The organism is Aerosakkonema funiforme FACHB-1375 (assembly GCF_014696265.1).
Classification (GTDB): Bacteria; Cyanobacteriota; Cyanobacteriia; order Cyanobacteriales; family Aerosakkonemataceae; genus Aerosakkonema; species Aerosakkonema funiforme_A.
This window is the reverse complement of record NZ_JACJPW010000001.1, coordinates 180,024-205,255: the sequence shown is the minus strand read 5'-3', so window position 1 is coordinate 205,255 and position 25,232 is coordinate 180,024. Positions and strand designations below refer to the sequence as shown.

Genomic DNA, 25,232 nt, shown 5'->3' with positions numbered 1-25,232 from the left:
TAGGGGTTAGGGGTTAGGGGTTAGGGGTTAGGGGTTAGGGGTTAGGGGCTAGGGGCTAGGGGCTAGGGGCTAGGGAAGAGTGGGGGAGTGGGGGAATACATCTTTTCCCTATCGCTATCCCTCTTCCCTCTCCCGCTATGCCTCTCCCGCTCTCCCTCTTCCCTCTTCCCGACGCCCTAATCCTGACGCCCTAATCCCTAAAAATTTTCAACACCTATGGACATCTGGAAAGTTTCCTGTAGAATCTAAACCAAATTTGAAGAAGCTGTACAAGCCTAAAAAATATATTGGGAGGATAAGACAATTACTTCTTCTATCGGTTTAACAGACACTCATGCTTCGCCTGAAGCAGACAAATCCATCCTGGAAATTTGGGGTCGATCGACTCTTAAGGGACACGTCCAAATCAGCGGGGCAAAGAACTCAGCCCTGGCAATCATGGCTGGCGCGTTGCTTTGTCCGGAAGATTGTCGTCTGCGTAACGTTCCCTCTTTGATGGATGTGCAGCGGATGGCTCAGATTCTGGCGGCTTTGGGCTTGAAGATGGAGCAACACGGTGATGTTTTAGACATCAATGGCCGAGATATCCAACAATCCCAAGCTCCCTACGAACTGGTGTCGCAACTGCGGGCTAGTTTTTTTGCGATCGGCCCTCTGCTGGCACGTCTGGGGGTGGCGAGGGTGCCACTGCCGGGAGGTTGTGCGATCGGTGCCCGACCTGTGGATCTCCATGTCCGTGGTTTACAAGCGATGGGCGCTGATGTTCAAATCGAACACGGTATGGTTCATGCTTATGTCAGCGGTAGCAATCCTCGCTTGAAGGGTGCGAAAATATACTTGGATTACCCTAGTGTGGGCGCTACGGAAACGTTGATGATGGCAGCGACCCTGGCAGATGGGGAAACTACGATCGAGAACGCTGCCCAAGAGCCGGAAGTTACGGATCTGGCCAATTTCTGTCAGGCGATGGGGGCTCGGATTCGCGGTGCTGGTACTAACACCATCATCATTGATGGGGTGAAAAGCTTGCATTCGGTGGAATACAGCATTATCCCCGATCGCATCGAAGCTGGTACTTTCTTGGTGGCAGGTGCGATTACGCACTCGGAATTGAGTTTATCGCCGATAATACCGGATCATCTGACTGCGGCGATCGCTAAGCTGCGGGCCATTGGCGCTAAGGTAATCCTGGAATCTCCTACCTGTGTGCGGGTGATTGGCGCAAACAGCCATGTAGCAACGGATATCGAAACTTTACCGTATCCGGGTTTCCCGACCGATATGCAGGCGCAGTTTATGGCGCTGCTGACGCTGAGCGAGGGGGACAGCGTGATTACGGAAACGGTGTTCGAGAATCGCTTGCGCCACGTAGCGGAATTGAATCGGATGGGGGCAGATATTCGCGTCAAGGGCAACATTGCGATCGTTCGAGGTGTGCCGATGTTATCCGGGGCACCTGTAGTGGCTACGGATTTACGCGCTTCTGCGGCTTTGGTGCTGGCGGGATTGGCAGCCAACGGTAAAACTACGATCGAAGGATTGCAGCACCTCGATCGCGGCTACGATAACTTGGTTGGCAAGTTGCAAAATGTGGGAGCCCGGTTGCAGCGGCTTAAGGGGGATAAAGAAGCTGAGAGCGAGTCAGCTTCCCTAAATACCGCTAATTTAGGTGGATAAAACCGCGAAATTGCCAATTCGGGCGCTATGGGCAGTTTGATGGAGCCTGCCTGTAGGCCAAACGGTTGCCTTTGTTCTGGTGATTTGTCAGGGTGTATTTTGGTCAAATCAGAAAAGGGCGACTAAGATCCTTGGTAGGGGGCAGACCGACTGGGACTTTTGAGCTACCTAATTTGTTTGTCGGTCAGACCCAGTTTGCTACTATTTTGTTGTTTCTGGTAATTTCGCTCCATGTCCTTCCCAAAAACACAGCTGATCGGTCTGAAAGCAGATTATTTCCGTCATCCGCTGGATCTGGAAGCAACTAACGCGCTCAAGCAGCTGCCCGGTTTTGATGCGATCGTGCGGAATCTGCTTGGGCCAGTAGCCGAACAGTTTTTTTATTTGGAAAATATTGCGGCTAGCGTGTTGGTGGGTGAGAAGCAGCTGCCTCAATTTCACGAGATGCTGTTGGAAGCTTGTCAGGTGCTGGATTTAGAGCCGCCGCAGCTATATGTGCGCCAGCATCCCGTGCCGAATGCCTACACTTTCGCGATGCGGGGGAAGCAGCCTTTTGTGGTGCTGCATACTTCTTTGCTCGAGCTGCTGACGCCGGCAGAGATTCAGGCGGTAATCGCTCACGAGTTGGGCCACTTAAAGTGCGATCACGGGGTTTATTTGACGTTGGCTAATATCATAATTTTGGCTGCGGGTCAACTGCCTAATTTGGGGGGTTGGATTGCCCAAACGCTGCAAACGCAAATGTTGCAGTGGGTAAGATGTGCTGAGTTTACTTGCGATCGCGCGGCTTTATTGGCGATTCAAGACCCCAAAGTGGTGAGTTCGCTGTTGATGAAGTTGGCTGGCGGTTCGCCTACGTTGGCTCCTCAACTCAATTTGGATGCGTTTTTGGCGCAAGCAAGGGCTTACGATGATATCAGTAACAGCGAGTTGGGGGAAATGCTGAAGGAGGCGCAAACGGCTGGTTTGACCCATCCGGTGCCGGTGCTGCGGGCTAGAGAGATCGATCGCTGGGCTAGTAGCAAAGAATATCAAACCCTCTTGCAAAATCCTGGGAAGCAAGGTTATAATGATAAAGCTTCACCCAAGGGCGGGTGGCGAAACTGGTAGACGCAGCAGACTCAAAATCTGCCGGTAGCGATACTATGAGAGTTCGATTCTCTCCCCGCCCATATTTAAGGAGTGGGAGAGCGGGGGAGCGGGGGAGTGGGAGAGAATTAATATTTTCCCTTTGGTCTTTCCTCTTCTTCCCCTAGCCCCTAGTCCCGACGCTCTAGCCCCTTTACAGAGAGGGCGATTAAATCTTCTATCTTTTTAATATTGGGGTCGCCTGCTAGGTAGCCGATACCGCGATGCAGGTGGAGGCGAAATTGTGTGACGAGGGTTTCTTTGTCGCAGCCGAAGCCGTCGTTGTGACAGCGTTGTTTGAGGGCTAGTAAGAGGATATCGGACATTTCGCCGCCGAAGACTTTCCAGGTCATTTCGACGTTGCTGTCGGTAATGATGGGTACGGGGGAGGGGATGGATGGTTCGGCGAGGGAACGACAAAAGGCCCATCGGCAGAGGATGTTCCATTGGTCGATTTTGGTGAAGCGTCGCAGTTTGAGGAGTTGGTCTTTGGCTGTTTGGGAGAGTTTGATGGTGTTGATGGGGGGTTCCATAAATGGATTTTAGATTTTGGATTTTGGATTTTGGATTTTGGATTTTTATCGGTGGTTTATGCCAAAGTAATCAGCATTGACAATTGACTGACAACTGACAACTGATCTATGACCAGAAGTAACCTGACTGCACAATTGTCTGTCTTTCATTTGGATGATATTTTAACAGATATTCCCGTGCGATCGCATCTTGTTCTCTCAACTTCTCTACTTCGGTTTTTCCTATTTCTGTATCGGTAGATAGCAAGATTACTTGATGACTTGCAGAAGGGAAATATTTCTCTACTAAATTGCCTCGGTGTGAGGAATCCAATCTGCCTAATGGTGTGTCTATCGCTACGGGTAAGCGGCGTCCGGAAACTCGCGCCAATCCCCATAAAAAGGCGATGGCTAATAGTTGTTTTTCTCCGGCTGATAAGCGATGTTTGGGTACTGCTTGTCCTTGTCCGTCGTACAGGGAAAGGCTGAAGGTGTTGGTATCGATGACGACGCGATGTACGAGGTCGGTTTTGTGCAGGAGATAGCTGAAACATTGGGTTACTTCTATCTCTAGTTTGTTCAATTTTTTGAGGGTGAGTTTTTCTTTGAAGAGTTTGAGTGATTCTTGCACTTTGGCGCAAGCGGTGATGATGTGTTGGTTGTTTCTCAGTTTGATGTAGTCTTGGCTGTATTCTTCTAGTTCTTTTTGGGTTTTGGCGATTTCTTTTTTTAGTTCTTCTAAACGGCGATTTGCCATTTCGTGGGCGGCTGTGGCTTTGGCTAGTTCGTTTTGCGCTTGTCTGACATCGGCTTTTAATTTTTCGTAGGCTTCTGGAGAGGCGGCAATTGCGAGTTGTCTTTCCAGAAATTCTATTTCTTGTTCTAGTTCGCGCAGTTGTTTGATTTTTTGTTCGCCTTCAATTTGGCTGGCTTTGATTTCGTAACGCAGGAGGTTTTCGAGTTGGTTGATGGCTTCGCTGTCGGCGGCTAACCACGGTTTTTCATCGCTGTCGGCGAGTTGTTCGATTTCTTGATATTCTCGATCGAGAAATGTTTTAATTTTGTCGAATTGTTCGGTTTTTAATGACAGTTTTGTGATATAATTAAGCAGGCGATCGCTTCTTTTTTTTAACGCATCTCGTTCGAGTTTCGCTTGTTGTTGGCGGCTTTCATTTTCGGCTTGGGTTTGTACCTGGATAAGTAAAGGTGAAATCAGGCCCAAAGGCAACACGCCAGCGGCTAATTCGACCATTTCTTGACGGGATTTATCGGTTTGTTTGATAAATTCTTTTTGCTGTAAGTCGAGTTGATTGCGTTCGGCAGCTATTTTTCCACCTTCAGAGAGAAATTTTTCTTCCGCTAGGCGGACTTGGTTTTGCTGATATTCTACTTTTTGATTGGTACTGCTTTGGTCTTCCGTGGCGACTTCTTTTTCGGCAATCAGTTGTTGGAATTTTTGTTCGATTTTATCCAGCGTAGCGAGTTCTTTTGCGCCCGCAATTTCTTTGCGTTTGCGGCTGACTAAAATATCCAAATCAACAGCAAGGCGTTCGGCTAATTCTAAACCCAATAAAGAACGAATTGCATCGACGACTGGGGGGGGAGGCGTTTCCAGTTCGGCGAGTTCTTTTACCTGTTCGCCGTCGAAGAGAAACAGGTTAGAAATGCCGATGGGTAGCAGCGTTTCGATGTATTCGTCCCAGGTGTTGCTTAATGCTTTGTCTGTATACCAATCATCGATAAATGGGTTATATATAAGGATGCCTAACGTATCTTTTCCGTCTTTATCCCAATAGCGGACAACTTTAAATTTGGCAAGTTTATCTTCGTAAACGTGTTCAAAGCTTAATTCTATGCGGGCTTTTTCGGTGGGTGGGGTGTTGCGGTTAACGCATTGAGAAAGAAATTCGGTGTAGCCGAGATTATTGCGCGTAGAACATTGGGCGCGACTTCCATATAAAGCGAGGCGAATCGCGTCCATCAAGGTCGTTTTACCGCCGCCATTCATACCGCCAAACAGGATTATGGGGCGAGTTTCGCCGTTATTTTCTGGGCGAAGGTCGATGATTTGTTTGCCGAGATAAGGGCCGAAGTTTTGGAGGATGAGTTGGAGGAAAATCACGATGGTGTTGGGATGGGTTAATTTTTTAACGCAAAGGAACGCAAAGGTTTACACGGAGGTACGCAGAGGGGTGTTTGAGAATTGTCATGTTAATATTTAACACGAACATTTTGTAGGGGCACGGGGTCATCAATTTGTCGGTTATAGCAATATTTTAATTGGCTGTGCTACTTGGAGCGAATATTTGACCGGAAAGAAGTAGAAAGTTTGCATTGAAAATGTTGTGTAGGGTCGCAGCAAGAGGGCGAGAATTTGTAGGTAAAAACAAAGTTTTTCGTCCTCTTGTTTTGTCCGAGGATGAGTTGGCAGACAGACTTTATTCGTCTGGGGTTTCGGAGTCATTGTTTGAGAATTTTAGGTCTGCCCAAGATAGTTGTCTGCTTTGTTCGGTTTTGTTTTCTACGGTTTGTTTAATTTTGTCGATGTTTGCGGTATTTTTTTGGGGTGTTTCGGAGGTTTTGCCAGCAAAGATTTGTTTGATTTGGTAAATGTCGTCGAGATTTTCTTTGACGGCTTTGACGGCATTATTGACGTTGCGCTGGTAGTGGGCGTTATTGATGGCTTCTTCTTTGGAACGCGCACTTGTATCGAAGCATTTTTCTAGGGTGTCGTAGATTCCCGTTCGGCGAGTTTTGGTGTAATACTGGCGTTCGGTGTCGAGTAATTTTGCCATCAGTTCTAAGTGCATGATATCGCCGTCGCTTATTTCTTCTAAAACTGTCCATTCGTCGCTTCCCAAAAGTCTTCTTTCGACGCCGGGACGGGTATCTTGGAATAATTCGCCGGTCACTTCTTGGTAAATTTTGGGTAAGCTGTCGTCGAATTCGTGTCTTTCTTCTAGCCAAATGCGACGAATTTCGCTGAGTTCTTCATGGGTGATGAGGGTGATGTCGCGCATTTCTGGGGGTGCTTTACGACGAATTTCGGTTTGAACAGTTAGAAGCCGCCTTAGCAAATACTCTCGCGCTTCTTTAGTATAAGGGCCTGGAATAGGCTCTATAGATATTTCCCCTTCTAAATTACGCTCATAAAGTTGGACATTACCAGTACGGCGTCGAAAATCTCTTCGATCGCGACTATCTTCAACATCCAATTCAACACGAAAATCAAGTAGAGGCTGTAACCACTCTTTTTCTTCATCATTCTGGATCATTGCCGTCAGAGATTTATCTTGACTGACCATAGTGCAAACCCAACATCCAAAACGAGAACTACCACAACTAGGAGTAGAAGTATCAACGACTAGCGGACATTCATTATCAGCACTAGCACCCCGATACATAGCAAATAAATCTTTGTTGCTGTGTCCCCAAGGGTTTTGCCACTGCATCAGATAAAGCCAAACTTCATCATCACGCCAATCTTCAATAGGGCTATAAACCAGAGAGTTTGGTAAGTTCATATTGGGGCTGAGGCGATCGCGTACTCGTTTTGCTTCCATTTTTTTCATTCTGTAGGCACGTTTTGTGCTTTCAGCTTTACGAGTACCTAACACAAGTATAGTTTCACCGCTGTTGCGGATAACATCACGAATAAAACGGTTAGATGGATTAATTTTAAGGCGTTCAGTACACCAACGAAACTTACCTCTAGGTGCTGGGTAGCCTTTCCCAATCACACCGACCCAAAATGTTTCTGTCAACTCTGGATGTAGCAAATGAGGTTCTATAGGCATCTTCGCTTCTTGAGCAGCAGCCTTCATTCGCTCGATAGAATTACGAACCCAATTTGATACGATGGGATTTTCTACTAGCGTGTCTGTTGTTATGACATCTATTCTCTTTGTCCGCTTTTCTAGCGGAAGTGCTGCGATCGCATTCCAGATTAGCTGTAATACTGCTGTTGAATCTTTCCCCCCACTATATCCAATTACCCAAGGTATCTCATCCAAAGAATACAATTCTTGGATTTCTTGAGTTAGCATTTCTATATCTTCCACTAACTCCTCAACAGTGCGCGGCGGGAATAGTGACATCTGGTGGATTTCTGTCACGTCTGAAAACTCCCTGCTTGCTTATTTTTACTGTTTATGGTATTATCAGCTGATTTTGCTGCAACCAAAGTTGTTTGTCTGTTGTCGTTAGGCTGCTTGGTAGATGCCATCTCTGGTGTGTGCCCCCAATAGTGGTTATAATGACTCAATAGGTTTTCACCTATCTATATAATCGTCTTATATGCCAGAAATCAACACCTCCCGGCCCGATCCAGATCCGAAAGAGCAAATAGCTCAGGTGTTTGAGGGCCTTTTTGCCAAGCATCACCGTAATAAATGTTACCCTGGGTTAGTTTTCGAGCAGGGAAAGCGGAAAATGGTGCAAATCAATGTCCCTGCTCATGACTTACCTACCCTTCTGCAAGCAAAACCATCCACAGACAACAATCCGGATTCCGGTAAAAATCGGCCAGAAGTTAAAGGTCATACCCAAGAAATTAAAGACTATATTCTTAAACGGGCTAGAAAAGGGAAACCCTGGATTCTGGGAACACTGACGGCGAATGTTGCTCGAAATGAGATAGATATAATCGAACTGGGGAGGGGAATTTGTCTAGTAGTTATTCCCCGTGGCGTTAAATTAGATATTACAGATGGACAGCATCGCAAGCGTGCTATCCACGAATTGATGGAAGGTCAGGAAGCAAAATATATTGCTGATAATGATTTCCCGATAACCCTGGTTTTAGAGGGAGATTTTAACCAGTGCCAAACAGACTTCCGAGATATGGCTCAGACAGAAAAATTGCATAAATCCTTGCTTTTATCCTTCGGTGAATTTGAAGGTCGGGTTGGCATTACAAAAAACCTACTTGAACGAGTAGGAATGTTTCAGGGTAAAACAGAAAAAATTAAAGCTTCTCCAGATACCAAAAAGAGGCTGATTTATACAACTAATTACATAGCTAGATTTGTGAGTTGTGCTTTGGGTGACGACCCAAATAATGAACTTAAAGATTATGATGTTGATGATACGTCTGAAGCTTTGGTTATATGCCTAAATCAGTTTTTCTCGGAATGCAGAGATACGCGAGATATTTTTGAAACCAACGTTCAAGAATTGACAGTTGAAGAAGTGGCTGCATTTAAGGAAAATTGTATTTTGGGATGGAGCGTTGGTCTAGAAATTCTAGGGCGGCTGTTATACTGTATCTATGACAAAGAAAACAATTATTTTATTGATGAAAAAACTTCAGAAATAGCTCAACTTGATTGGGCCAAAAAAAGTCATCTTTGGAACGGGAATGTTGTTTTATATAACCCAAATTCTGAAAATAAAAATAAGTCTTACAAAATAACAGCAAATGCTAGTGGGATAAGAATAGCAGTCAATACGGCAAAAGCTCATCTGGGATGGATATAATTAACACATCTGCGTTCATCTGCGGTTTAAAGAAAGGGAATTCTCCATCACTCATCCGCAGCTAGTGGCAAATTCAATCGCTTTTTAATATAAGCAGTCATAAAATTAACGCTGCTGCGGGACTGAGAAATGCCACTTTTAGACAAAACCTTCCCTTCCCAATCTACATTAAAACGCGACCAGTCAATTTGTGCCAATCCAGCAAGATGATTTTCCCAGTTATCTGGATAAAGGGAGAGGAGTGTTGCGCCTGTTGCGCCTAATGCGGTAAGCGCGGTGGGGTGAGAGTGAATGTAGTCCCGTCGCATTTCGCTGGCGCTGACTTTTTTGTATAAAACTTGTTGCCAATCTGGTATATTGCTGCTAACAGTATTCCAGAAACGTACTGCAATTGCGATCGCACTCTCCCATTCCCCATCCCGATGATTAGCTAAAAAGGCCAGATTAGCATTATATATGCTGTTGAGTGTGAATAGTTTACTGGAACGGGTGGAGAGGGTACTGCGATCGCAATCTGTCAAACTGCGGAAAACTGCTACTTGCTTGACAACTTCTCTAACTATTTTAGCATATTTATCTCGATTATCGTACAAGATATTTAAAGAGGGGTCGGGATGCACTGGGTAACGATTGAGGTCGGCGAATATTTGTTGCGATCGTTCCAGTCCGATATCTAAGAATATAATAAGTGCGATCGTCTCATATCCTAATTCTGGATTTTCTTTCAGCGCCATTTCTAACGCCGCTTTTCGATGTTGTCCGTCATTAATAATCAACTTTCCATCCATCGGCACGCGCAAGCGACCAATTTTTCTGCCTTCCGCTTCCGTTCCGATAGGTTCAAAGGTGATATCCGCATCAATTGATGCGGTGATTGCCGAAAAAATATAGTGCTTAGGATTGTTCACAATATATTTAGCAATTTCTGGCACTCGTTGGCGGTTGAGAGTGCGCTTTGCCCTCATCTCTGGCGGCGTTTCCTGTTCATCTAATGGAAAAAGTTTCGGCAACAATCGCACGGGACACATAGAAACGTAGTATTCCCGTCCTGACTGAATTCCCCGAATGACTGGTAAAATATATTCAAAAGATGGAGAAGAAATTTTAAGCATTTTCGCTCTCTTCTTTCAGTTGAATTTGTGCTTGTGTCATGGTTATATTTTCCTTAAATTACTCGCTGCGGCGGATTAAATAATCTAAAATGCGTTCTTGTCTCTCTTGTGCTGCTAGTATAGATGCCTGCATTTCTCTCATTTGTTCTTGAGTTTGTGCTATTTGCGCTTGAGTTTGTTCCAGTCGCACTTGACTTTGTTCGAGTTGCATTTGTCTCTCATCACTTTGCATTTGTCGTAATGTAAGTTCTCTGATTAGGTCGGGGTCGGTCATCATTGCTTGTCCTCGCACTAATTCAGAGTTATTAAACGCAGTTTCCTCCTGGTATCGTCCCATTCTCTCGACCAAGTTGTTTACCCGCCCGGTGAATTGGGCCAAAGCCGATCGCAATTCGTTCATCTGCTTCTCTATCCGCTACCGTTTGGGCCGTAAGCTGGGTGAGGGCCGATCGCAATTCGCTAGTATCTTCTACCGTGCGTTCTAAAATTGCCTCAATTCGGTCTAATCTGGTGGAATTGCCGTTATTGCTTGGTGTCTGTGTCATCGTTAGCGATCGAATGAAATTTTCTTATGACATATTGACATAATAGCTAAATTGTGCATCACCAATTCCATCTCCATTATCTTTATTATTGCATATCCATATATTTTTAAAAACAATATTGACTAAGGTATTTTTTACCGCTAGTCTTAAAAAACAGAAGCCGAATTTCTTCAAGAAACCGGGTTTCTGAGGAGTCCCGTCCCATTCCCCAACCATGAACAGCGCCAGCAACCCTACACCAGACCTCGCCAGTCAAATCCTGGAACGAGAAAACCGAGAAAAGCAAGCCTTAGCACTCCTTTTAGACCGATTTTTGAGCCGAAACGACCAAATTTTGGTACAAAAAATCGAAATGGGAGGAACGGAAGCATACATCGGTTCTGTCACCCTAGAATGGTTTTCCAGTCGCGTTCGATTTGCATCGCGCCTACCGCTTTTCCGTCCCAAATTCAATCCCGATACCCAAAATATTGAAATTGATGCAGAAACGATAGAAGAAATTCAACAACGACCTTTAGATTGGTCGCGTCAAGCAGCTTTGGCGCAGTATTTAGCAGCGCGAAAACATCACAAATTCCCACCAGTTTTAGTAGTCATAAATCAACCGTGGGTAGACAATCCCAAATCTGCGGAATGGAGTACAGAAGGAAAGGCAATTAAATCTACTGCTGATTTCATGCCATTAGATAAAGATGCGAAAGTCGGGTTGTTGAATGTCTCCGATGACGTGACAATTTTTGCTTTGGACGGTCAACATCGTCTCATGGGAGTGCAGGGATTAATGGAGTTAATTCAAACCGGCAAACTCCAGCGATATAAAAAGGATAAAAAAGCAGCCGGAAGTTTTATTACTGTAGATGATTTAAGTGAAGAGTTTCAAGTTGATTCCTCCTATTTACAAAATTTAGCCAAAGAAAAGATAGGCATTGAATTTATTTGCGCTGTCGTTCCGGGGGAAACTCGCGAAGAAGCGAGGCGGCGAGTCAGGTCGATTTTTGTTCACGTTAATTTGATGGCGGCACCTTTAACAAAAGGACAGTTAGCGCAATTAGATGAAAATAACGGTTTTGCGATAATTGCCAGAAAAGTTGCCGTTACCCATCCATTGTTAAAAGATAAACCAAGTCGCAATCCTCGCGTGAATTGGGATAGCGCTACAGTGGCAACAAAATCAACGGTTTTAACCACGTTGCAAGCGTTAACTGAAATGTCAGAACGCTATTTAGGGCAAAAATTTCCGCACTGGAAACCGTCGCAAGATAAAGGTTTAATTCCTATGCGTCCCGATGATGAGGAACTGGAAGAAGCTTTCGAGGAATTTCACAAATTGTTCGATAATTTAGCAAATTTACCGAGTTACCAAAGATTGGAATCGGGAGAGGAAACACCGCAATTGCGCCGCTTCAGTTTTGAGAAAGATGGCGGGGAAGGAAACATGATTTTTCGTCCGGTGGGACAAGTAGCTTTGGCGCAAGCTTTGGGAATTATGATATTTCGGAAAAAGATGCCGCTGAAGAGTGTTTTTGATAAACTTCGCAAGTTCGATACGGATGATGGATTTAGTAATATGGAGTATCCGGAGTCGCTTTGGTACGGTGTTTTGTACGACCCGAACAAGAAGCGGATTTTAGTTGCGGGTAGAGATTTAGCGGCGAAATTACTCGTGTATATTTTGGGTGGAGTTGATGATGATTTAGAACGTGCAGAATTGCGTCAGGCGTTGGCAGAAGCGAGAACTTTTGAGAATAAGGCGGTCGGTTTTAATGGTAAATTTGTACAACCGAGAGAAGTAGGTTTACCGGTGATTCTTAGTTGATTTTATTTTACCACAGATGAATACAGATGAACACAGATGAACACAGATGAAAGCTATTTATTCAGTAGGTTGGGTTGGGTTTATTCAACCCAACCTACACAAGAATTATTAACTTGGGATCTGAATCAATTCTGTTGTTACAGGTAAATGATCTGACCCAGTTGTCGGTAACACTTTGCTAGCGCGAGAACCCCAATCTTTTGAATACCAAATATGGTCTATTCTGAAGATGGGATAGTTTAATTTCCAAGGTGAGTTTTTAATCAAAAAGCTCAGTTCCCAACCGTGGGGCCAAGTAAACCCAAATCCCATTCCCGACGACTGGAAGGAATTTTGCAAAACTGTTGCTAAATAATGGTAATCTTGGGATTGGTCGGTCATGTTAAAGTCGCCAGCAACAATCAGCGGAAGGGTTTCTTTTTGCAGGCGCTGTAGTAGGTCTTGAATTTCTTGCGATCGCTCTCTATAATCGTAAAAGGGAATACTCACAAACGGCAAAATTTTTTGGTAGTTTATCCAGGGAGATTTAACTTGGATGTTATAAACAATTATATCTCGATTGTCAATCTTAATTATAGCACGTTGTTGAATATCTCGATGACCAGCCAAATGTAAAATTTCGCTAAATTCGATGGGATATTTACTGAGAATACCAGTTTCAGGGGCGGCAAATTGGTAGGGATAGGTTGATTTTAACCAAACGAATGCTCTTTGGGTATGTTTTTTAACAACTTCTTGTAAGAAAACGATATCGGGTGCTTCTTTCTGAATTAGACTGGTGAGATTTTCCGAACTGGTTTTATACCAACTACAATTCAGGGATAAAACCTTGATGTTAAGCTGGGAAGAAGTTGTTTGAATTGGGTGAGGAGAAAAGTATTTTAAATGCAGCCAACTTATCAGTAAAATACAAGCAATTGATGATGCGATCGAAAACCAGCGCTTTTTTATCATCCCCAATGCCAGAACTGGTAAAATTAAGATCGGTAATAAAATCAAAGGGATAAAACTGCTGACCAAACCAACTACCCAAAATTGATCCCAAAATATTAGTCTGAGAAGGAAATAAACAATAATCAATGCTGAATAGCCGTAAGCTAATAGTGCGATCGCTCTTTTCAAAAATGCCCAACTCTTAATAACATCTGCGTTCATCTGCGGTTAAAAAATCTCATTCCCTTCAATATAAAAACCTAGTTAAATCAAACTCCCCTTCCGCCCGATTTTGCTTATCTCGTTCCGAGATTAGCATCAACAAAAGTCTCTCAGAATAGTCTACCGAACCTCGCAATTCATCTGCCAAAATTTCCAGTCCACCATTGGCATATTCTTCAAAAATTTCGATGCGTTGTGATTCGGCATTTTCATCATTTGGTGATATAATGTTCACATCTTTAGTTTCTGCGATCGCTAACAACTTGATCGCCACATCATATCCCCTCGAAACGAAAATTTCTATGCCAATTGGGAGAGGGTCTCTTTTCGAGATTTCCTCCAAAGGCACTCGTTTTTTTCGTTTTGCACCCAATGCGGCGGCAAATACTATGATATCCGCGTAAGTTTGAAAAGGCCCAGTTGTTTCCTTGGCGATAAGTAATGATTTTACTAAATCGGCTTTATCTTTAGCTATTCTGATTTTACTGGCACTCATTTTATTGATATTTATTCAATCCACAATAACTGAATTCTATTTTTATTACCCCCAATTATACCATAGTTATAATTGGGGATATATTTCCTCTCAACTTTGGCTAAATGTTTGAATCAGCCAGCGATTAATCTCCCCATCATCCTGTGTTTGGCTGCGTTGGAGTGCTTCTTCAACGAGAGCGATCCCTAAGCCAGGTAACACACTTGACTCTTCAATTTCACCGCTACGCCTTTGGGAAATTTCAAAAGCAATTACATCATCAAGACTTGCATCAACAACCCAATATTCTTGCACACCAGCGCGTTCGTATATTAATCGTTTTCGTCCTAAATCATCACCTAGAGAAGTGGACGAAATTTCTATGACCAACGCAGGCGGATCGAATTCATTTAGATCGATCGGCGTATTCGTTCGAGGCGGTAATCTAAAATCTGCGCCTATATAATAAGACAAATCTGGTTGAAATTCACTAACACCAGTTCTGCGGAAACTCGCATTAATTAATTCGACAATTCGGATATTTCTCAGCGTTGCATAGAAATTAGCTACTCTGGAAGTAACCGAATTTTGACGACTGTGAAGTGGGCCTACTGCTGCCATTTCAATCCTCATGTATCCTTGATGATAAAAAAATTTTCCCTTTTCCCAATCAGGATTATTTCCCAAAGCGACAAACTCTTCCCAACTTGCCTTCACCCAGGTATCCGTCACCAAATTTTCAGCTACAGCCGCTAAACTAGAACTCATAATCCACCTCTACAATCTCCGTATATTCAAACTCATTCGGACTTTGGCGTACCAAAGAATAGGGAAGACCTCCCAACTCAATTGTATCCGCTTCGCAATCTGGCTTAGAAGAGTAATAAGTCAGCACATACTCTCTGCCAACGCGATTAGCCATTTCTTCTTCTACTTCACCTCGCCACTGAGTTTTAGTAACTAAAACCACCAATTGATTCGCCAATTTGGGAATTATTTTAGCAATTTGGCGGCGGTAGATTTCATCCAAACTGCCAAAAGGCGAATCCATCACAATTGGAAAAGTGCTGCTATTTGGCATCATCATTTCCTCTTTACTCCATTCTCTCACCCTGTCGATAATGCCGCCGATAAACGATAAACTGAGAATTTGATTCTCTCCCGTTGATGCGGCAACTTGCGACTCTTTACCCGCCGTCTTTTCCACTAGCGTCAGTTCGTATTTATCGGTGAGTTTGGGGAGATAAGGCTTAAAGGAAATTGAGCTAAAAATATCCTGTACCCGCTTTTCCAATTGCGATCGAAAATGCTTATCCAGGCGAGATCGAAACTCCGTCAAACGTTCGATCGCATCCTGAGTAGCCGCAATCCGCCGCTGTGCAAGCGCTTGTCTTGCCTCATTCATTTCCTGTTTGGCGATTTGTTTGCTGAGTTCGTCAATCTCGGTTTTTAAATCGGAAATTTTCTGCTTATTTTCTCCCTCCTCCAAAGTCAAATCCCGGATTTTACCTTCAATTTCATCCAATCGCTTTTGCAGATTGCGAATCTCTTCCGCCGGATTCTTTCTTAACTGTTCGCCAATATCATCCAGTTGCGTTTCAATGCGGGAAATTTCTTGCCTGATTTGATTGATATTAGCTTGCTCTTTATCGATATCCTGCCAAAATGTCGATGTTTGCTTATCAATTTCATCCACCTGTGCGATCGTCCGAATAGCCGTTTCTTCCACCGCTGCAATGCTAGCTTTATCTAGCCAACTACTGACATTGTGGTGAAGGTGCGTTCCCTCGCGTAACTCCGCACCGCAAATGCAGCGTTGCGAATTCAGCAAATCGTTGATAAATTCTCGCGAAATTCCCGAAGTTAACTCGCCTCGCTGTTTGAATTCACTCACAATTGCACGAAACTCCGCCGTTATTTCTGGTAGCAAAGTCGTGTATCCTCTAGTAGAAATCGCTTTATTCAACGCCTCTCTACTTTGTTTCAGTCTATCTCTATTTGTTGCTTTCTGCGATGACAACTCTTTGCGTCTTTCTTCTAAATCTTTCGCACCACTGACATCGCGGAAACGGTTACTCGTTTCTTTTTTGAGCGTTTGTTGGTGAGATAATTCCTGACCGATCTCGGTTTGACGATTCGTTAATTTCTCAACTTCCTGTTCTTTTTTGTCCTTCTGTTTCAATAACTGTCGCGTCTCGGTATCGCCGATCGCCTTTAATTCCTCTTCCAAAGTTTTCTTCGCTTCCTTCAGATGCTTGATGGAACGATCCAGTACTTCCATACCCAGCATCGTTTTAGTTGCTTCGGCAATTTCGAGTTTATTATCCGATCGCACAATTCGATCGATGCGTTCTCCGTCAAAGAAAAAATACTGATGCAACGTTTCCGGTAAAATTCTTCCTATTATATCATCGGGATGCTGTTGGGGAAGCTGCCATCTGCCATCGTCTCCCGCTACCTGCATATATAGCCTACTTTCGCCTTGTTCGATCGTCTCACTTTTGTAAGCGCGACACTCCCGTTTGGCGCGATAGCGTTTGTCATCGTGTTCCCACACAATTTCCACCCAACATTCTACAGATTCACCCGCTTTTGCTTCTGCGATCGCTCTTTTATTCACCAGCTGTTCTTCCGAAGCAAAAGCCGCCGTAAACTTCTCATACAGCACCCAAGTAAACGCATTTAATAGCGTCGTTTTACCCGCGCCATTATTGCCGTGAATAATCGTTGTGTTGCGCTGTTCTTCGCCGCAAAGTAAAATCTCCGGAGTCTTGCCATAAAAACAGCGAAAGTTATTAAGTTTAATGGAAATTAACTTCATTTAACGCATTCCTTTATAATTGCAAGAATGTCGTCATTAATGCCTTTCGGTTTTGGCATATAAAGCTTATCCTTTTCCGCTTGCTTGACGCGATCGATAATTTGTCGCACCTCTGGGGGAGCCGTTGCGATCGGCTCTTGCACGTAACTCAGGCTGATTTCCTCTTCCATCTCCCCAATCCTATGAAAATTCGCACTTATTCAATCGATCTTAGAACTTAAGGGTGTAGAGTGTAGCAACTGCGGATGCAGGCGATCGACGCAGGCAGTTATAATAGCGCGTAGACGCGGCAACGAGGATGCCTTGTCAGCTTACAGATATACTCATCTGGGATATTCCGAAAGAGAATGACGCCAACAGTGTATGCGCGATTGCGGGTTGAAAGATTAAAATGTTAGTCCAAGTAGCCTCCAAATGGGAAAAAGTAGAGCATTGGCTCAAACAAACTGATGATTCGCAGTGGGTGAAAATTCAAGCAACAGGTGATTCTAACGGAATTCCCGTCACCGCTGCTAACATTCTCGAACTCACCCTCAAATGCGAGTGGTCAGAAATAGAAGATATGTCCGAATTGCTTTATGCTCAGCAAGGAACGATGTTTCCTTATGGATTAGAAATCGGGTGGGGAGATCCAAATAAAGCTTACCGTGAAGGTAACTCATCTGAGGCAGGAGTTTATTTTTTTAACGCTTACAAAATAGAAAGGATGGAAAGCTTAGCTGAGTAAATAACTAAAGTTGCGGTGTTATATAAAATAGAGTGCATAACTGGCGAATTATTGCTTAAAAAGTATCTGGAAAATCGATATAATTCACCATAAATTTTAGGACTTACGCAAGTGTCACAAGACTTAAAAAATTTTATAGGTACGTTGTTGTGCTTCAGCGCTAAATCTGGCGCTAAAGCGCAACAACATACTAAATATCCAACAAACCATAACGCTTTTGCAAACTCAACAACTTCATCCTCGCTTCCCCCGCATTATCAGCTAAATCCGCAAATTCTACCAAGCGGCGCAACTCCCTTCGCAGCAAATTGCGTTCAGTTTCCAAAGTTTCTCGATCCATATCCGGAGGCAGTACGATCGTATCAAATAAAGTCGCCCTTTCCTTACCCGGATGCCTTCGCAAAATGCGTCCCCGCCGCTGAATAAACTGGCGGGGATTACCGCTACTAGCCAAAATCACCGCATTTTGAATAGCCGGAATATCCACCCCTTCATCCAAACAGCGAATTGCCACCAAACCTTGCAATTCACCCGTCTCGAATTGACGCCGCAAATCTTCTCTTTCCTCCAAAGGAGTTTCCGCAGTATAAGTATTTACTCGATAACCCAATTCGGTTCCCAAAATCTGAGTGACAGCCTTCAGTTGGCGCGTACTTTCCACCGAACCATCACCGCAATAAAATAAAGTGTGGCTAGTCTCCAACCGAGTATACATTAAATCGCGCAAAGCTTGTAACTTATTAGCAGCAGCACCGATTAATCGCGCCCTTTGCATCAACAACGGCTTTAAATCTTCACGATCTTCATCTGATATCCCAGCAGCTTGTCCTTCGCGTTGACGATATAATAACGATCGCCCAATACTTTTAGTCAATTTAATATAACTGCGACTCTCCGATTCCGTTAATTCCACTAAAATCGGATAATAAAGATAATGCACCAACGCACCTTGTTGAATCGCATCTTTGAGAGTGAATTCCGGTTGCAAAACTGGCCCAAAATAATCAAACAGCGATTGAGTGCCATCCTCATCAAAATACCTTTCCGGCGTTGCAGATAAAGCTAACCGCAACCCGACATTGCGAGGCAAACTTTCTTCCAAGCGGGGTGCGCCCAAATTATGCGCTTCATCTCCCACAATTAGCGTTTTTTCTGGGAAATACTTCAGTTGCGACTGAAACCCCTCGCTAATTAAAGTCGAATTGGTTGTAATAACTGCAAAGAACAATTGATGACTCGATCGCACATTATATAATTGTGTGGAAAGTAGCGTTTGCCAGCGATTCACACTTTCAAAAGCTAAGATAGGCTCAACGCCAAATTTCTCGCATTCACGCGCCCACTGCTTCACCAAATGCTGATAAGGACAGACTACCAGCAATACTTGCAAGCCAATTTTATGATAAAGTTCAGTTGCGATCGCCAACGCCGTAATCGTCTTCCCGCTACCAGTCGCCATCTTTAAAGTACCTCTACCCTTATTGGCAAACCAATTGGTAACCGCTTGTTGCTGATATCCCCGCAAATGTAACGAAGGCGGTATCCTGGGACATCCCGGCGGTGGTTGTTTCCCCTCCGATGAATGCAGATAGTAACTACCTTTAGATGCAGCTACACCTAAAAGTTTATTGATTTCCAGTAAGGGGTAATCTACATCGCAATTTTTAGTTAAAAATTCTTTGCCCTGATTCTGATTTTGAACTTTATAAACACCCATAATTGGTCATTGTCCCGCCAGTGCATTCTTTCTTTTGACTTTTAACTTTTAACTTTTAACTTTTCCTTAAATCACCTTCCCATCAGGCATAGTTGTTTGCTGGAGGACAGTACCTTGTCGCAGTTTAGCCCCGTACAGTTCAGCTTTCCAGAGACAAGCAGCAGTGAGATTAGCATTTGTGAGATCCGCATCTGTTAGATTAGCTTCGCTGAGATTAGCACCGCTGAGATTAGCACCGCTGAGATTAGCACCACTGAGATTAGCGCCGATCAAATTCGCATTGCTGAGATTGAATCCGCTAAGGTCAAATTCGCTCAGATTCACCGAACTAAGGTCTACATTGATACCCTCTAGGCGAATAGTAGACGCTCTCCACTTATTCCAAATACCCACACCCTTTTTAAGGACGGTGATTTTTGCGATTCTGCTTTGCAACAGCAAGCAAGCAGTATCCCGCACCTGGGGTACGGGATCGTCCAATGCTCGAATTAGCACATCGAAACCAGCTTCCCCATAACTGAGCGCTTCCATGAGCGCCCCAATGCGTTGCTCTGCTTCCTCACTTATCAGTCGGTGCTTGACTCCCGCCAATCCTCCCAAAACCGCACCACTCGTCGGCGGTGGAGTTTTACCGCCAAGCACAACATCGTAATTTCTGGGCTCATTGGGATGTTCCTGCATAGCGCCTTTTTTTGCACTATCTCAGTTTTAACAAAAACAGGACTTACACTGACAAACTATTTTTTAACATAATTACCTTATTTCAACTTGAGGGTGAAAACCAGAAACCGGGTTTGTTGAGCGATCGAGCGTAATATCATGTCCGGTTGCATCGGTAGTGGAAAAATTTGGGCTTACATCTGTGTTCATCTGTGTTTATCTGTTTTCATCTGTGGTGAAAATTTCACCCTAGATTCAGCAAGAGACAATCCTCAACATCATTCTTACACTACCGATGCTACCGAACACGATATAATTTATGACTTTCTTTCACTTATAATAATACCGAATACTTTTATCTTAAAATAGCACATTTATGATATTATGTGAACTTTAAACAATAAAAATACTGCTCGTAAACCAACGATTGCGACCGCCTACTTTAGCTTGATAAAGAGCCCGATCGGCTGCCTCTATCAAATCCAAAGCATTCAAATCATAACTGGGAATTACGGTGGCAATGCCTATACTTAAAGTCACGTATGGTGACACAGCAGAAGCAATATGAGGAAAACAAAGTTCTTGCATAGCTTGATAAATTTTTTGGGCAACTCGAACAGCCCCATCAGTATCAGTATAAGGTAAGATAACAGCAAATTCCTCCCCACCATAACGAGCAACCAGATCGGTAGAACGCTCAACAGCTTGTTTAAAAGTTTGGGCAACAACTTTCAAACAAGTATCTCCAGCAGCGTGACCGTAAGTATCGTTATATTGTTTGAAATAATCGATGTCACACAAGAGCAATGACAGGGGACGTTGTTCCCGCATGAGACGATACCATTCCAGAGTAAACGTGCGATCGAAACAACGTCGATTGGCAATCTGAGTTAATTGATCGACCAGCGCTAAATTTTCCAACTTTTGGTTAGCGATTTGCAACTGTTGATGCAGTTCTGATTGCTGAATCGCGATCGCGACTTGCGTTGCCAACTGTTGAAGCAGCTCGGTTTCCAAAGGATGCCACTCGCGAGGACCGCTGCAATGGTGAGCCACTAACAGCCCCCAAAGACGATCGCCTTGTAAAATCGGCACAACGAGCTTAGCTCGTACTTGCAACCTTTCCAATAACTCAATATGGCAAGAGGATAATCCAGCGGCATAAATATCGGAAGTAACTTGAATAGCACTTTGCGGATACGATTGTCCCTGCCTCTCTACAAAGTAGGTATCTGTAATCTGCATATTCAAAATTGCCTGCCAACCTTCTGCAACAGATTCCTTAACCACTACACCGCTCCAATCACGGTTAAAACGGTAGACGATCGCGTGATCGGTTTGGAGAAAATGCCGCACCTCCGCAACCGTTGTGTTGAGAATCTCATCCAAATCTAAGGACTCGCGGATACGTTGGGCAATTTCATAGATCATCCGCTCCCTTTCTGCCTGCTGTTGCAAAGCTTGTTCTGCCTGTTTGTAAACCGTAATATCTTCAAACACATATAATCGTCCAAAGTACCGATCTCGATCGTCCCGAATTTGACTGGAAAAACGGCGAATCGTGCGCCCATCCACAAACGCGATTTCATCTTCAACCGTGCAACGGTTTTCTTCGCTCTGCAAAAGTTTACAGGACTCTGTAAAAGCGGGAATATCTGCAATTAATTGTAAGCAATCCGGAATAATGTCATTGTTGTTCAGCTTGCCCGATCGCATCTGGCTTTCCAGATGTTCAATGCCCCAAATTTCACAAAAGCGGTGATTAAAATACAAAATTGCATCGGTGCGGTTATCCACAACAAAAAACGCCAGTCGAGAAGTATCAGTCATACAGTGCAACAGCGCTTCTTTCCAGCGCAGTTTCTCCTCAACCTGCTGGCGTTCCTGTGGTGCCGCTCGTCGTTCGCTAAAATCTCGATTTTGTTGTTGCAAATTTCGATGTAATTCTATTTGTACAAGGGCGATTCCCAGTTGGATCGCAGCCTGTTGTAACAATTTTATTTCTACTGAAGACCACTGACGCGGACTGCTGCACTGATGAACGATCAGTAACCCCCAAATGCGATCGGACACCGTGGAAATACTGTTAATCTCCTCACTCCTCAGTAAAATCGGTACTACCACATTGGCTCGAATCTGTAACCGCATTAATAAGTCTTTGTAACAAGGTTCCAAAGGTCTAGCATCAATATCTTCCAAGACACCGATTCGCCCTTGCCGATATTTCTCTACCCATTCCGCATTGAAACAAGGGTCATAAATCAGTTGCCCTTGAATCTGTTTCCATTCCGGACTCACAGACTCTTCTGCCACGACGCCATCTCCATCCGGCAGGAAGCGATAGATGATGACGCGATCGCTTCCTAGTATTTCCCTAACCTCTGTGACAGTTAGTTTCAAAATATCACCTAAGTTACGCGACTGGTGCATTCGCAAGGCGATCGCCGCGATCCAGTCCAGAACTTCATCTAAAGTAATTTCAGCACCCAATTTACGACGGAGGGGCATAGCAGCAGCATAGTACTAATAAATACATTATTTACTAAGATTTATTGCTTAAGATTAAATTTACCGAAGATTTATACAAAAAATACAAAACTTATAGAACAGCCACAGGCGATCGCACATCTTGTGCTACAATTGAAATACACAACAAAAAAGGTGAAAACAATGGCTCGACTTCTCAAGCGCTGGGAGTCCCCCCGCCGCGAGGGTAGAAACGACAAAGGCAGAGGCGGTTCCGCTCGTCAACGCCAACTCAAGAAACAACAAAAAATGCTCCGCAACAAACTCAAAGAACAGTCCGAAACAGAAAACAACAAAGCACGGGGAGGGAAAATTAATTCCCTCCCTATTTTTTTATTCAGCATGGGGGGAACGGGGGAGCGGGGGAGCGGGAGTTCCTCAACAAATTACACAATTTTTTCAAATCTAAAATCTAAAATCTAAAATTTGTATTTCCTTGCCAAACCTTAACCGTCCCATCATAAGCACCACTAGCTAAAATCTGTCCATCCGGACTAAAAGCAACGCATTGCACCCAATCTGTATCTAGAGGAACCGAACCGATAAGCTGTCCCGTCTGCAAATCCCAAAGTCTCAAACCATCTCTACCCGCACTAGCTAAAGTACGCCCATCAGGATTAATAGCGACAGAATAAACAACATCGCGATGTCCTACCAGCGTATAAGACCTTCTTTTCCTCAGATTCCATACTCTAATCGTGTGGTCGTAACTGCTACTAACTAAGTTTGCACCATCAGGAGTAAAAGCCAAAGAACTAACAGCACCTTCATGTCCCGATATAGCACCGAGAAATTGGCTAGTACTTAAATTCCACAGTTGAATACTTTTATCCCTACCCCCAGTTGCCAACAACTGCCCATCCGGACTAATTGCTAAAGTATAAACCACTGGTTGAGACAAAGGTACGCGAGTGTAAAGCAATCGTTCTGTCCGCAAATCTATGAATCTAATTCCATCCAAACCGCCGCTGATTAAAGTTTGACCGTCGGGTGTAATCCCCAGCGATAAAATATTACTGAAATCGTGGGTAAAACTACGACTTAATCGTCCTGTTTTCAGACTCCAAAGGTTAAGTGTAGCGTCCTCACCACCGCTAGCAACAGTCAGATTATCGGGAGTAATGGCAATCGAAAGCACCCTATTACTGTGAGCGCTAATGGTGCGAATTTTTTTGCCTTTTATCGGATTCCACAACCTAATTTTTGTATCGATATCAGTTCCCCCGCTAGCAAGAAACCTGCCATCAGGGCTAAAAGTAAGCGCATACACTGGCCCCCAATGCGCTTTAATGTTGTGAAGGAGAGTAACATTTTGCCATGCACCGCTGTTGAGATAAGGTGGAGCGGGAACGACGGTGGGTGGAGACACATCGGGAACGCCGTAGGGCGGCGGAACTGGAACTGGTAAGGGTTTGAACTGGGCAATTGTATTTGCCTGCCCCTGACTGATAAAGTAAAAACTTAAAAGGGAAAAGGCAAAAGAAATATTGAAGAGTATTAATTGCTTGTGTTTTTGGCTTTTAGCTTTGAATTTATATAGAAATTTCATCCGGCTCGGATTGAATATTGGGACAGATAATTTCCTCTAGACAGTTGGCTGAAGGTTGTTCTTGCCAACCGGATAATAATCCTTGCAATTCAAATTTTAGCGTTTCCAGTGCGTCAATTTGTTTGACTATCTCCTCTATCTTTGCCTCCAAATGTTGCTTAACTTCCCGACAAGGTAACTTACCGCGATCGTGTATTTCTAGAAACAGATGAATCTCTTTCAAGCTCATCCCCAGAGACTGCGCCCGTTTAATGAAATCCAATCGCTTCAGTACCAGCGGATTAAACAATCGATAACCAGATTCAGATCTGACTACTATTGGCGATAGTAAACCGAGATCCTCATAATAACGAATAGTTTTTACTGGCAAACCGCTAGAAGCCGAGACTTCGCCAATCTTCAGCAGTTTGCCTACCACGGCTGTATTCATAATTCTGTTGAGGAGCCAGTTGTCGGCAGTCAAGTTCTTTGCCCCTCTGCTCCTCTGTTTCCTAGCGGGGTGGATGTTTCTTGTTAGAAACGTTCAAGTTGGGTAACTGAGGTCGAGATGGGGTAGGTGGTAGATAGTATTGCGGTACTTCAGAGGGAACCTCAGCGGTGCTACGCTGAATCAACCACCAACGCAATGCGATCGCCAACCCTACCGTTCCTATTCCCAGGCTGAACAAAGACCAGCGATTGTCCAAGCCACCGAGCGCAGCGTCCACCGCTCCTACAATCAGTATAAAGCTGGAAATCGGTTCTTTACGGTAGGCTGACTTCACAAACCGAACCCATGCAGCGTTCATCACAGTTGGTACTATGTCCTGAATTTTAATCCAATCTTAGCGCTTCCTATTCTAATCCGAGCAGCGTCGTGGCGAGTCGGGAGCGGGGGAGCGGGGGAGTGGGGGAGTGGGGGAGTGGGAGAATAAACCTTTTTGCTTTTCCCTCTCCCTCCTCCCTCCTCCCTAGTCCCTAGCCCCGACGCCCTAGCCCCTTCCCTCTCCCCCCAGATCCTAATTTAGCCCTAGCCAGGATAGCAATCCTTGACCCGTAAAGTATTCAATCAGGAGAGTGAGGACAAAGCCGATCATGGCAGCTCTGCCATTCAAGCGTTCTGCATACTCGTTGAAACCAAACTTTGGCTCCTCCAGCTTCGGAGTTACGGTCGGTTGCGGTTGTGTTGTTGGTTGGAACCCTTGCGCCATAAGTTTTTCAACTCTATATTGATGGGAATTTGGAACAGCAGGCTAGATTGGCTGCCGATCGGTAGTTTTGCATACCGACGCGCTAGTTACAATTCTTTACCTTCTCTATTGTAAGGAGGCTTAACCAGCAGTCAAGCAAAAGTC

At 44.3% G+C, this 25,232-nt stretch carries 23 protein-coding genes and 1 tRNA gene; 6 read left to right on the top strand and 18 right to left on the bottom strand.

The features are described 5' to 3' along the window. The first annotated feature begins 303 nt into the window (after nt 1-303). The 3 genes from murA (at nt 304) to H6G03_RS01035 (ending at nt 2,849) form a co-directional block, all read left to right on the top strand. Nucleotides 304-1,677, top strand: coding sequence for a UDP-N-acetylglucosamine 1-carboxyvinyltransferase (gene murA / locus H6G03_RS01045; protein ID WP_322111828.1), 1,374 nt, complete (start codon nt 304-306; stop codon nt 1,675-1,677). A gap of 231 nt (nt 1,678-1,908) precedes the next feature. Then, entirely contained in the window at nt 1,909-2,787 is an 879-nt protein-coding gene (locus H6G03_RS01040; RefSeq protein ID WP_190461132.1) for a M48 family metallopeptidase, read from the top strand. After that, a tRNA-Leu gene (locus tag H6G03_RS01035) sits at nt 2,766-2,849 on the top strand. The genes H6G03_RS01040 and H6G03_RS01035 overlap by 22 nt, the downstream gene beginning before the upstream one ends. Nucleotides 2,850-2,936: 87 nt before the next feature. Here the strand turns inward: H6G03_RS01035 and dndE are convergent. From dndE to dndC, 3 genes are all read right to left on the bottom strand, one after another. After that, entirely contained in the window at nt 2,937-3,338 is a 402-nt protein-coding gene (gene dndE / locus H6G03_RS01030; RefSeq protein ID WP_190461130.1) for a DNA sulfur modification protein DndE, read from the bottom strand. 106 nt (nt 3,339-3,444) lie between these two features. Next, nucleotides 3,445-5,439 (bottom strand): DNA sulfur modification protein DndD, encoded by a 1,995-nt coding sequence (gene dndD, locus H6G03_RS01025; RefSeq protein WP_190461129.1) that lies wholly within the window; start codon nt 5,437-5,439, stop codon nt 3,445-3,447. Between the two features lie 316 nt (nt 5,440-5,755). Next, the gene (dndC, locus tag H6G03_RS01020; RefSeq protein ID WP_190461127.1) at nt 5,756-7,414 is read right to left on the bottom strand and encodes a DNA phosphorothioation system sulfurtransferase DndC; all 1,659 of its coding nucleotides are present in this window, start codon (nt 7,412-7,414) and stop codon (nt 5,756-5,758) included. A 199-nt stretch (nt 7,415-7,613) separates the two neighbouring features. Here dndC and H6G03_RS01015 point away from each other — a divergent pair, with 199 nt between their 5' ends. Continuing rightward, nucleotides 7,614-8,795, top strand: a complete 1,182-nt coding sequence (locus H6G03_RS01015) for a DNA sulfur modification protein DndB (protein ID WP_190461125.1) — start codon at nt 7,614-7,616, stop codon at nt 8,793-8,795. 47 nt (nt 8,796-8,842) lie between these two features. Here H6G03_RS01015 and dndB read toward each other — a convergent pair whose 3' ends face one another. From dndB to H6G03_RS01000, 3 genes are read right to left on the bottom strand one after another with little or no spacing between them, the layout of a single operon-like run. Beyond that, nucleotides 8,843-9,907: a DNA sulfur modification protein DndB gene (gene dndB, locus H6G03_RS01010; protein WP_199315064.1), complete on the bottom strand. Its 1,065-nt coding sequence runs from the start codon at nt 9,905-9,907 to the stop codon at nt 8,843-8,845. A 58-nt stretch (nt 9,908-9,965) separates the two neighbouring features. Continuing rightward, entirely contained in the window at nt 9,966-10,244 is a 279-nt protein-coding gene (locus H6G03_RS01005; protein ID WP_190461122.1) for a hypothetical protein, read from the bottom strand. Next, complete coding sequence (locus H6G03_RS01000; RefSeq protein WP_190461120.1) at nt 10,213-10,452, bottom strand: hypothetical protein; 240 nt, start codon at nt 10,450-10,452, stop codon at nt 10,213-10,215. The genes H6G03_RS01005 and H6G03_RS01000 overlap by 32 nt, the downstream gene beginning before the upstream one ends. Before the next feature lie 214 nt (nt 10,453-10,666). Here H6G03_RS01000 and H6G03_RS00995 point away from each other — a divergent pair, with 214 nt between their 5' ends. Further along, nucleotides 10,667-12,268, top strand: coding sequence for a DGQHR domain-containing protein (locus H6G03_RS00995; RefSeq protein ID WP_190461118.1), 1,602 nt, complete (start codon nt 10,667-10,669; stop codon nt 12,266-12,268). Nucleotides 12,269-12,376: 108 nt separating this feature from the next. Here H6G03_RS00995 and H6G03_RS00990 read toward each other — a convergent pair whose 3' ends face one another. The 5 genes from H6G03_RS00990 to H6G03_RS00970 form a co-directional block, all read right to left on the bottom strand. Further along, nucleotides 12,377-13,423, bottom strand: a complete 1,047-nt coding sequence (locus tag H6G03_RS00990) for an endonuclease/exonuclease/phosphatase family protein (RefSeq protein WP_190461116.1) — start codon at nt 13,421-13,423, stop codon at nt 12,377-12,379. Between the two features lie 25 nt (nt 13,424-13,448). Further along, nucleotides 13,449-13,919 carry a DNA phosphorothioation-associated protein 4 gene (locus tag H6G03_RS00985; RefSeq protein WP_190461114.1) on the bottom strand — a complete coding sequence of 157 codons (471 nt, stop codon included), beginning with the start codon at nt 13,917-13,919 and terminating at the stop codon, nt 13,449-13,451. A gap of 90 nt (nt 13,920-14,009) precedes the next feature. Beyond that, the gene (locus H6G03_RS00980) at nt 14,010-14,666 is read right to left on the bottom strand and encodes a Uma2 family endonuclease (RefSeq protein WP_190461112.1); all 657 of its coding nucleotides are present in this window, start codon (nt 14,664-14,666) and stop codon (nt 14,010-14,012) included. Next, entirely contained in the window at nt 14,656-16,719 is a 2,064-nt protein-coding gene (locus H6G03_RS00975; RefSeq protein ID WP_190461110.1) for an AAA family ATPase, read from the bottom strand. Before H6G03_RS00975 ends, H6G03_RS00980 begins: the two co-directional genes overlap by 11 nt. After that, nucleotides 16,716-16,889 (bottom strand): hypothetical protein, encoded by a 174-nt coding sequence (locus H6G03_RS00970; RefSeq protein ID WP_190461107.1) that lies wholly within the window; start codon nt 16,887-16,889, stop codon nt 16,716-16,718. The genes H6G03_RS00975 and H6G03_RS00970 overlap by 4 nt, the downstream gene beginning before the upstream one ends. 221 nt (nt 16,890-17,110) lie before the next feature. Between H6G03_RS00970 and H6G03_RS00965 the strand changes: the two genes are divergently transcribed. Next, a complete protein-coding gene (locus H6G03_RS00965) occupies nt 17,111-17,446 on the top strand; it encodes a hypothetical protein (protein ID WP_190461106.1) in 336 nt (111 codons plus the stop codon). A 190-nt stretch (nt 17,447-17,636) separates the two neighbouring features. Here the strand turns inward: H6G03_RS00965 and H6G03_RS00960 are convergent, their stop codons facing one another. The 7 genes from H6G03_RS00960 to H6G03_RS00930 form a co-directional block, all read right to left on the bottom strand. Further along, nucleotides 17,637-19,163 carry a DNA phosphorothioation system restriction enzyme gene (locus H6G03_RS00960; protein ID WP_190461104.1) on the bottom strand — a complete coding sequence of 509 codons (1,527 nt, stop codon included), beginning with the start codon at nt 19,161-19,163 and terminating at the stop codon, nt 17,637-17,639. A gap of 66 nt (nt 19,164-19,229) precedes the next feature. Further along, nucleotides 19,230-19,844, bottom strand: a complete 615-nt coding sequence (locus H6G03_RS39105) for a pentapeptide repeat-containing protein (protein ID WP_199315063.1) — start codon at nt 19,842-19,844, stop codon at nt 19,230-19,232. 372 nt (nt 19,845-20,216) lie between these two features. Then, nucleotides 20,217-22,331: a diguanylate cyclase domain-containing protein gene (locus tag H6G03_RS00950; RefSeq protein WP_190461102.1), complete on the bottom strand. Its 2,115-nt coding sequence runs from the start codon at nt 22,329-22,331 to the stop codon at nt 20,217-20,219. 430 nt (nt 22,332-22,761) lie between these two features. Then, the gene (locus tag H6G03_RS00945; RefSeq protein WP_190461100.1) at nt 22,762-23,898 is read right to left on the bottom strand and encodes a WD40 repeat domain-containing protein; all 1,137 of its coding nucleotides are present in this window, start codon (nt 23,896-23,898) and stop codon (nt 22,762-22,764) included. Next, complete coding sequence (locus H6G03_RS00940; protein WP_190461165.1) at nt 23,882-24,328, bottom strand: heavy metal-responsive transcriptional regulator; 447 nt, start codon at nt 24,326-24,328, stop codon at nt 23,882-23,884. The genes H6G03_RS00945 and H6G03_RS00940 overlap by 17 nt, the downstream gene beginning before the upstream one ends. A gap of 61 nt (nt 24,329-24,389) precedes the next feature. Further along, nucleotides 24,390-24,686 carry a hypothetical protein gene (locus H6G03_RS00935; RefSeq protein WP_190461099.1) on the bottom strand — a complete coding sequence of 99 codons (297 nt, stop codon included), beginning with the start codon at nt 24,684-24,686 and terminating at the stop codon, nt 24,390-24,392. Nucleotides 24,687-24,896: 210 nt separating this feature from the next. Then, on the bottom strand, nt 24,897-25,088 hold the full coding sequence (locus tag H6G03_RS00930) for a hypothetical protein (protein ID WP_190461096.1): 192 nt from the start codon (nt 25,086-25,088) through the stop codon (nt 24,897-24,899). Nucleotides 25,089-25,232 lie beyond the last annotated feature (144 nt).